This window comes from Pseudorhodoferax sp. Leaf274, assembly GCF_001422445.1.
Classification (GTDB): Bacteria; Pseudomonadota; Gammaproteobacteria; order Burkholderiales; family Burkholderiaceae_C; genus Pseudorhodoferax.
In genome coordinates, this window is record NZ_LMNA01000029.1 from 308275 (window position 1) to 316766 (window position 8492).

10 protein-coding genes and 1 tRNA gene are annotated in these 8492 nt (G+C 65.1%); 8 read left to right on the forward strand and 3 right to left on the reverse strand.

Translation table 11 applies throughout. The annotated features are described in order from the left end of the window. Window positions 1–75 precede the first annotated feature (75 nt). The 8 genes from infC (at window position 76) to ASF44_RS26820 (ending at window position 6110) form a co-directional block, all read left to right on the forward strand. Entirely contained in the window at window positions 76–672 is a 597-nt protein-coding gene (infC, locus tag ASF44_RS26785) for a translation initiation factor IF-3 (protein ID WP_082525069.1), read from the forward strand. Between the two features lie 155 nt (window positions 673–827). Further along, a complete protein-coding gene (gene rpmI, locus ASF44_RS26790; RefSeq protein ID WP_056661607.1) occupies window positions 828–1031 on the forward strand; it encodes a 50S ribosomal protein L35 in 204 nt (67 codons plus the stop codon). Window positions 1032–1057: 26 nt separating this feature from the next. Further along, on the forward strand, window positions 1058–1417 hold the full coding sequence (gene rplT / locus ASF44_RS26795) for a 50S ribosomal protein L20 (RefSeq protein WP_056902316.1): 360 nt from the start codon (window positions 1058–1060) through the stop codon (window positions 1415–1417). A 117-nt stretch (window positions 1418–1534) separates the two neighbouring features. Further along, entirely contained in the window at window positions 1535–2611 is a 1077-nt protein-coding gene (gene pheS, locus ASF44_RS26800) for a phenylalanine--tRNA ligase subunit alpha (RefSeq protein ID WP_056902317.1), read from the forward strand. 32 nt (window positions 2612–2643) lie between these two features. Next, on the forward strand, window positions 2644–5070 hold the full coding sequence (gene pheT / locus ASF44_RS26805; RefSeq protein ID WP_056902318.1) for a phenylalanine--tRNA ligase subunit beta: 2427 nt from the start codon (window positions 2644–2646) through the stop codon (window positions 5068–5070). Between the two features lie 10 nt (window positions 5071–5080). Next, entirely contained in the window at window positions 5081–5443 is a 363-nt protein-coding gene (locus tag ASF44_RS26810) for an integration host factor subunit alpha (RefSeq protein ID WP_056902319.1), read from the forward strand. A 107-nt stretch (window positions 5444–5550) separates the two neighbouring features. Beyond that, window positions 5551–6009, forward strand: coding sequence for a MerR family transcriptional regulator (locus ASF44_RS26815; RefSeq protein ID WP_056902320.1), 459 nt, complete (start codon window positions 5551–5553; stop codon window positions 6007–6009). A gap of 24 nt (window positions 6010–6033) precedes the next feature. Further along, a tRNA-Pro gene (locus ASF44_RS26820) sits at window positions 6034–6110 on the forward strand. A gap of 336 nt (window positions 6111–6446) precedes the next feature. On the opposite strand, the gene ASF44_RS26825 is transcribed toward ASF44_RS26820, so the two are convergent. The 3 genes from ASF44_RS26825 to ASF44_RS26830 form a co-directional block, all read right to left on the reverse strand. After that, window positions 6447–6725: a pyocin activator PrtN family protein gene (locus ASF44_RS26825; protein WP_056902321.1), complete on the reverse strand. Its 279-nt coding sequence runs from the start codon at window positions 6723–6725 to the stop codon at window positions 6447–6449. A gap of 63 nt (window positions 6726–6788) precedes the next feature. Further along, window positions 6789–7028, reverse strand: coding sequence for a hypothetical protein (locus ASF44_RS32200; RefSeq protein WP_156374718.1), 240 nt, complete (start codon window positions 7026–7028; stop codon window positions 6789–6791). Beyond that, window positions 7021–7236 (reverse strand): hypothetical protein, encoded by a 216-nt coding sequence (locus tag ASF44_RS26830; RefSeq protein WP_056902322.1) that lies wholly within the window; start codon window positions 7234–7236, stop codon window positions 7021–7023. The genes ASF44_RS32200 and ASF44_RS26830 overlap by 8 nt, the downstream gene beginning before the upstream one ends. Window positions 7237–8492 lie beyond the last annotated feature (1256 nt).

Sequence of the window (8492 nt, forward strand, 5' to 3'; positions counted from 1 at the left end):
TGTTCATTCTTGGCCGCACGTGCTTGACGGCTGTTGCTATTTTAAACATAGCGTTTGATGTTGAAGGATTGAGCCATCGCTACTGAATTTCGTGACCGTCGTCACCGCGAAGAACGCAAGCACCGCCTGAACCGGGAAATCATGGCTCCGGAAGTGCGCCTGTCCGGCCCCGAGAACGAGCCCCTGGGCATCGTGAGTCTGGCCGAAGCGCTGCGCATGGCGGGTGAACTGGACGTGGACCTTGTCGAGGTCGTCGCCGCGGCGAACCCGCCCGTCTGCCGGTTGATGGACTACGGCAAGTTCAAATACCAGGAACAGAAGAAGGCGGCCGACGCCAAGGCGAAGCAGACGGTCATCGAAATCAAGGAAGTCAAGTTCCGCCCTGGTACCGACGACGGCGACTACAACATCAAGATGCGCAACATCCGGCGATTCCTGGCCGATGGCGACAAGTGCAAGATCACGCTGCGGTTTCGTGGCCGCGAGATCACGCACCAGGAGTTGGGCATGGCGCTGCTGCAGCGCATCCGCAACGACCTGCAGGACTTGATCATCGTCGAGCAGTTCCCAAAGCTGGAAGGCCGTCAGATGATCATGATGATCGCGCCGGCCCGCAAGAAGCCTGCCGCGGCCAAGCCTGCGACCGAAGCCGCGCCCAGCGCAGCTTCCTGAAGCAGGCACAAGAAGAATTCAATACCGGCGGGTTGGTCGCCTGCCGGTGATGAACGCGAGGGCTGCAAGGCCCGCGCACCAAAAGTGGCTCGGGGCCAGCAAGTCCGGAATTGGTTTTCGGCGCCTCACGAGCACAACCAAGAAGGAGCATGAACATGCCCAAAATGAAGACCAAGAGCGCGGCGAAGAAACGCTTCCGCGTTCGTCCCGGTGGCACCGTCAAGCGCGGTCAAGCCTTCAAGCGTCACATCTTGACGAAGAAGACCACCAAGAACAAGCGCCAACTGCGTGGTGCGGTGACTGTGCACGAGACCAATATGGCCTCGATGGCGCAGATGCTGCCCGGCCGCGGCATCTGATCTAACGGACGAACAAGGAGTAATTTATGCCTCGCGTCAAACGTGGTGTTACCGCCCGCGCACGTCACAAGAAAGTTCTGACCCTCGCCAAGGGTTTCCGCGGTCGCCGCGGTAACGTCTTCCGCATCGCCAAGCAGGCGGTGATGAAGGCGGGCCAGTACGCCTACCGTGACCGTCGTACCCGCAAGCGCGTGTTCCGTCAGCTGTGGATCGCCCGTATCAATGCCGCTGCACGCGAACTGGGCCTGACCTACAGCCAGTTCGCCAACGGCCTGAAGAAGGCTTCCATCGAGATCGACCGCAAGGTGCTGGCCGACATCGCCGTGCACGACAAGGCCGCTTTTGCCGGCATCGTCGAGCAGGTCAAGGCCAAGCTGGCGGCCTGAGTCCACGGGGTGGGGCAGCCAACCGGCATTCACGCACCACCCTCATCCACTCAGGACCTCAGGGGCCGGGATTTCTAGCAGGAGTCTCGGCCCCTTTTTCATTTGCCAAGAACCCGTATGAACGATTTGGACGCCATCGTCGCGCAGGCGCGCGAGGACTTCGCCGCTGCCACCACGCCAGCCGACCTGGAAAACGCCAAGGCGCGCTTTCTCGGCAAGTCCGGTCGCCTGACCGAACTCATGAAAGGCATGGGCTCGCTCAGCGTGGACGAGAAAAAGACGCGCGGTGCCGCCATCAACCAGGCGAAGCAGGCGATCGAAGCGGCTTTGAGCGCCGCACGCCAGGGGCTGGCCGATGCCGAATTGGCGCTGCAACTCAAGGCCGAGGCACTCGACGTGACGCTGCCGGGTCGCAACCAGGGCACTGGGGGCCTGCATCCGGTCTCGCGCACGCTGGAGCGCATCGAGGCCATCTTCGCAAGCATGGGTTTCGACGTGGCCGATGGCCCGGAGATCGAGAGCGACTGGCACAGCTTCACCTCGCTGAACAACCCGCCCAACCATCCGGCGCGTTCGATGCAGGACACGTTCTACGTCGACATGCAGGGCGAGGACGGCATTCCCTACAACCTGCGCCCGCACACGAGCCCCATGCAGGTGCGCTATGCGCATCAGCACATCCGCAAGCATGCTGCCGCTTTCGAAGCAGCGGCAGCCGATCGGAGCGGACAGACCAAGGCGCCGGAGATCCGCGTGATCGCGCCAGGCCGTACCTACCGTGTGGACAGCGACGCCACGCATTCGCCCATGTTCCACCAGTGCGAAGGCCTGTGGCTGGGCGAGAACGTGAGCTTCAAGGACCTGAAGGTCGTGTTCACGGATTTCTGCCGCACCTTCTTCGAGAGTGACGACCTGGTGCTGCGCTTTCGACCGAGCTTCTTCCCCTTCACCGAGCCCAGCGCGGAGATCGACATCCAGTTCCAGAGCGGCCCGCTGGCCGGCCGCTGGCTCGAGGTTGCAGGCTCCGGCCAGGTGCACCCGAACGTGGTGCGCAACATGGGGCTGGACCCCGAGCGCTACATCGGCTTCGCCTTCGGCATGGGGCCGGACAGGCTGACCATGCTGCGCTATGGCGTGAACGACCTGCGGCTGTTCTTCGACGGCGACCTGCGCTTCCTGTCGCAGTTCCAGTGATCCCGCCGCTTTCCGAATAGACGAGAACAACGATGCAATTCCCAGAGTCCTGGCTGCGCGCCTTCTGCAATCCGCCGATCGGCAGCGCCGAGCTGGCCGAAACCCTGACCATGGGCGGCCTGGAGGTCGAGGAGCGCCGCCCCGTCGCGCCGCCGTTCAGCAAGATCGTCGTCGGCGAGATCAAGGAAGCCGTCCAGCACCCGAACGCCGACCGCCTGCGCGTGTGCCAGGTCGATGTTGGCCAGCCGCAGCTGCTGAACATCGTCTGCGGCGCGCCGAATGCGCGGGTCGGCATCAAGGTGCCCTGCGCGCTCGTTGGCGCAGAGCTGCCGCCTGGTGAGGATGGCCAGCCGTTCCGCATCAAGCTTGGCAAGCTGCGCGGCGTCGAGAGCCAAGGCATGCTGTGCTCGGCGCGCGAACTCAAGCTCAGCGAAGACCATGGCGGCCTCCTTGAGCTGGCCGCCGATGCAGCACTGGGCCAGGACATCCGTGCGCACCTGGGCCTGGACGACATGCTGCTCACGCTCAAGCTCACGCCCAATCTGGCGCACGGGCTCTCGGTGTTCGGCGTGGCGCGTGAACTGTCGGCCCTGACCGGCAGCCCGCTCATCGCCGCCGAGCCCGCAGCCATTGCGCCGCGCACCGACGACCGCCTGCCCGTGCGCGTGGAGGCGCCCGAACTGTGCGGCCGCTTCTCGGGGCGCATCGTGCGCGGGGTCGACACGCGCGCCACCACGCCGGCCTGGATGGTCGAGCGCCTGGCGCGCTGCGGCCAGCGCAGCGTGTCGCCGCTCGTGGACATTTCCAACTACGTGATGTTCGAGTCCGGCCAGCCCTCGCACATCTTCGACCTGGACAAGATCCACGGCGGCCTCGTGGTGCGCTGGGGGCGGGAGGGCGAGCAACTCAAGCTGCTCAACGGCAACACCGTCACGCTGGACACCAAGGTCGGCGTGATCGCCGACGCACAGACCGTCGAGTCTCTGGCGGGCATCATGGGTGGCGATGCCACCGCCGTGTCCGACGACACGCGCAACATCTACATCGAGGCCGCGTTCTGGTGGCCCGAAGCGATCCAGGGCCGTTCGCGCCGCTTCAATTTTTCCACCGACGCGGGCCACCGCTTCGAGCGTGGCGTCGACCCGAGCCGCACCGTGCAGACCATCGAGCGCATCACGCAGCTGGTGCTGGAGATCTGCGGTGGCGACGCGGGCCCCATCGACGACCAGACGCTGCAGCTGCCCGCGCAGAAGCCCGTGCAGCTGCGCGTGGCCCGCGCTGCCCGCGTGATCGGCATGCCGCTCACGCAGGCCGACTGCGCCGGTGCGCTGCGGCGTCTGGCCTTCCCGGTGGAGGAGGGCGACGGCGTGTTGACCGTGACGCCGCCACCGCACCGCTTCGATCTGCAGATCGAGGAAGACTTGATCGAAGAGGTGGCGCGCCTCATCGGCTACGAGCGCTTGCCCACCACGCCGCCGCTCGCGCCCATCACCGCGCGCGTGCTGCCGGAGGCGCGCAGCAGCCGCTTCGCCGTGCGCCGCCGGGTGGCCGCCCTGGGTTACCAGGAAACCATCAACTTCAGCTTCGTGCAGGCTGCCTGGGAGCGCGAGTTGCATGGCAACGCCAACCCGATCACGCTGCTCAATCCCATCGCCAGTCCCATGGGCGTGATGCGCTCTTCGCTGATCGGCTCGTTGCTGCAGGTGCTCAAGTTCAACCTGGACCGCCGCGCGAGCCGCGTGCGCGTGTTCGAGGTGGGCCGCGTGTTCGTGCGCGATGCGACGGTGGCGACGACCGACGCGACTGTGCAAGGCATCCACCAGCCCATGCGTGTGGCGGGCCTGGCCTTTGGCGACGCCGAGCCCATCGATTGGTCGCGCAAGGGCCAGCGGGTCGACTTCTACGACGTCAAGGGCGATGTCGAAGCCTTGCTGGCGCCGCGGCATGCCGTGTTCGAGCCGGTCGACCATCCCGCGCTGCATCCGGGCCGCGCGGCACGCGTGCTGCTCGACGGTCGCGCCATCGGCGTGGTCGGCGAGTTGCACCCGCGCTGGCGCCAGTCATGGGAATTGCCGCAAGCGCCGGTGCTGTTCGAGCTGGAACTGGACGCCGTGCAGGCGCAGCCTGTGCCCGTGGCGCGTCCGGTGCCGCGCTTCCAGGATGTCGAGCGCGACATCGCCGTGGTCGTCAAGGAATCGGTGACGCACGCTGCGCTCATGGCAGCGATCCAATCCGCGGGGACGGCCGGCATGCTGCGGCACGCCGAGCTGTTCGATGTCTACCGTGCCAAGCCCGGGGCCGCCGTGCCCGCCGGCCTGGCTGCCGACGAGAAAAGCCTGGCCGTGCGGCTGGTGCTGAACGGCGGAGATGCGACACTTGCGGAAGAACAGATCGAGTCGTGCGTGCAGGGCGTCCTGGCCCGTTTGGGCGAGCGCGTTGGCGCACGGCTTCGCACTTGAGGAGGGCAGCATGCAGGCGCGCGACGATTTCGACGATGTGGACGACGAGAGGAGGAGTGCGGTGAAGATTTCCGTGGAAAGCCTGGAGACGCCTGCGCTCACGAAGGCGCAGTTGGCGGAATTGCTGTTCGAGCAGATCGGCCTGAACAAGCGTGAGTCCAAGGACATGATCGACGCGTTCTTCGACCTGGTGACCACCAGCCTCGTGAACGGCACCGACGTGAAGATCTCCAGCTTCGGCAATTTCCAGATCCGCGTGAAGGCGCCGCGGCCAGGGCGCAACCCCCGCACCGGTGAGGCCATCCCGATCAAGGCGCGTCGCGTGGTCACGTTCCACGCGAGCCACAAGCTCAAGGACCAGATCCAGGGCTGACGTTGTCGCGCAAGGCCCTGCCGGCAGGCCTTGCGGCGCCCAGGTTGCTTGGCGCATGGCGGCCGTTGGGGTAACCTTTGCGGCCCTCGCGCAGTCGTCCCCTTCTCATGGGCAACACCCTCCCTTCGATCCCCGCCAAGCGTTACTTCACCATCGGTGAAGTCGGCGACCTGTGCGGCGTCAAACCGCATGTGCTGCGCTACTGGGAGCAAGAGTTCACGCAGTTGCGCCCCATGAAGCGGCGCGGCAACCGGCGCTATTACCAGCACCATGAAGTGCTGATGATCAGGCGCATCCGCGACCTGTTGTACGACCAGGGTTTCACGATCAGCGGCGCACGCAACAAGCTGCAGGAACATGGGCAGTCCGAGCACGAGCGCCTGGAAGATTCCGATGCACAGGCTACAGGCACGGAAGACGGGGACGGATCCGCTGCAGACGAGGCCGCCTTCGACGCATTCGAGCACCTGCTGATCGGCGACGACGAGGCCGGTGCCACGGCGCGCCTGGCGCAGGTGCGGCGCGAACTTTGTGAAATTCGTTCGCTGCTCTCCGATGTCTCATGATTAGTCGGCTATACTCATGGGCTTCGGTGTGTGGCGCAGCCTGGTAGCGCACTTGCATGGGGTGCAAGGGGTCGAAGGTTCGAATCCTTTCACACCGACCAAGAACAAAAAAAAGCAGATCAACGGGTCAGGGCCACAAGTCCTGACCCGTTTTTCATTGGCGCAGACGGTACGTGCCGACGGTAGGCGCCGATGGTAGGTGCCGCCGCACCCGCCATGCCCGGCAAGGTTGGCGTCGCGTCGCCGGCCGAGGCCCGGCACCTGCAGGGACAATGGCATCCGTCTTCCCTGTCTTCACTCCATTTCTGGATCCCCGATGGTTGAGAAAAACCACGTGCTCCACGTCAGCGTCGCACCCATGCTGGATAGGACTGACACAATGAAAAAAGCGCTTTGAGATCAAAGCGCTTTTGTTTTTCGGGTAGTGCCATGTTGCACTAATGTTGCACCGAGCCCCGTGTCATCTGCTCCAGTTCCTTCTTGGCGGCGGCACGGCGAGCGTCGATGTGGTCCGCCAGATCCGTCAAGTGAACGCCGCGGGCGGCCTTCTGCGAGCTGCTCTCGATGCGCGTGAGTGGGATCTTGATGTCGCCCGTGGCCACTTTCCGCACGAAGTTGGGGACCGTGAGATGTGGGAAGTAGTCGCGCACGACTGCCTCCACTGGAATCACGGCCTGGGCGTTGTACTGCGCCATCAGCAGAAAGGCGGTGTTCATCATCGAGCTCCGGATTCCTGCGGACCGAGGGAGAGGGTCGAACGGGCTGCGTCCATCGCGGCATCAAGATCCGCCTTGCTGCGGTACTCGACGCCCTCGAAGGTGATGGGCAGGCCCGGCCAGGCGATCGGCCCGCACCCGCTCATCTGCCACGGCCTGGGCGTAGCTCTTGATTGCGGCCTGCACCTTTTGCCAGCTCTCGGCGGTGTCTGGTCCGCTGCCGCTCGCGCGGGCGGCTCCGTACATGCCGATGGCATCGAGTAGAGCGGGCAGGGGCGGCATGCTGGGGGTCTGGTCAGGCATCGTCATCTTCTTCCACCTCCGGGTCCACGCGATCAGCCAGGCGGCGCAGGCGGTCGATCTCGCGCGACAGTGCCAGCTCGACACTGCCGTGGTGCTTGTTGTCGCGCGTGTACTCCAAGTGGTGACTCGCGATCTCGTTCGCGCGCCGCTTCAGGATCTCGGCCAGTTGCTTGCGATCCGATGGGGTCAGGGCGTCGATGTTGCTCATGGCTTTTCTCCAGAGGTGGCGGCCTGTCGTCTTCCCCAGGTGGCCCAGCAGTGCCAGCACATCAAGCCCAGGCCCCTGACGTGCCACCAGACGTAGCCGCGAGGGCTGTCGTCCAAGCGCGTCTTGTCGCACCGGGGGCAGTGTCGCTTCGTGGCCATCACGCACCTCCCTTTCCATGGGACTGCTCTGCACATGGGAATGCTCGGCCTTGCCAAGTCGGCCGGCCATCGCCGATCCGATGCAGCGCTGCGATCATGTTGCTGAACAACTGGTCGTTCTTGGCGGCGTACGTGATCAGGCCGTGCTCGTCGGTCGTCTGGGTGACCAAGTCGTCCAGAAGGTGGTGGGCCTGCCGCTGAAACTCCAGAGCCTGCGCCCAGGCCACGTCGAAGGACTCGTTGCGGCTAAGGCCCCACTGAGACTTTGCCTCGTCCAGCCAGCGCTCGCGGAGGCGGGCGGTTTCGCGATAGTTCTCCAGCAGGCGCTCTGCATTGCCGGCTCGGCGATCTGCGTGATCGCGTTCGGCCTCCAGTGCCGCCACCTGTGCCTGCACATCGGAAGCCGGGCCGGCGCTTTCGGCCGGCGGCCGGCCGCCTGGCTTGGAGAACCGCGCCTGCAGCCAGTGTTCCTCGGGCNCCACCTGTGCCTGCACATCGGAAGCCGGGCCGGCGCTTTCGGCCGGCGGCCGGCCGCCTGGCTTGGAGAACCGCGCCTGCAGCCAGTGTTCCTCGGGCAGGTAGTTGTAGGGGTGCAGGATCGCCGCGCGCAGCTTGCCACGGTTGATCAATCCGCCCTCGGTGCGGAACTGGTCGGGGGCCAGCTCCAACGCCTGCAGGACATCGTCCGACGCCTCGCGCTCCGCTACTTTGCGACCCTTCTGCCACCAAGCCTCCAGCCAGTGGTCGGCCGGGGCCGGGCTGGTGCCTTGGTAGCCGGACGTGAGAGCGCCATCGATGGCCGCTCCGAACAGCTCCTGCAGGCGCGGATCGTCCAGTGGCTTGGCCTGCCCGTAGCCCTCGCACATCGAAATCGCAGGTGCTGCGTCCAGGATGCCGCGCACGCGCGCGCCGAGCATGTCGAAGGCGGCGGCATACCAGGACTCCCAGTCCTCGCCGTCCTCCGGCGCTTTGGACGCAAAGTCCAAGATCGCGCGCAGGACGGCCGCGCCTTGTTCTGTTTGGTTGGTCATGGTGCCAATGTTATTTAACTGCATCACAAAAAATTCCTTGCAATCTCAGTTTTCTGCATTACAATAA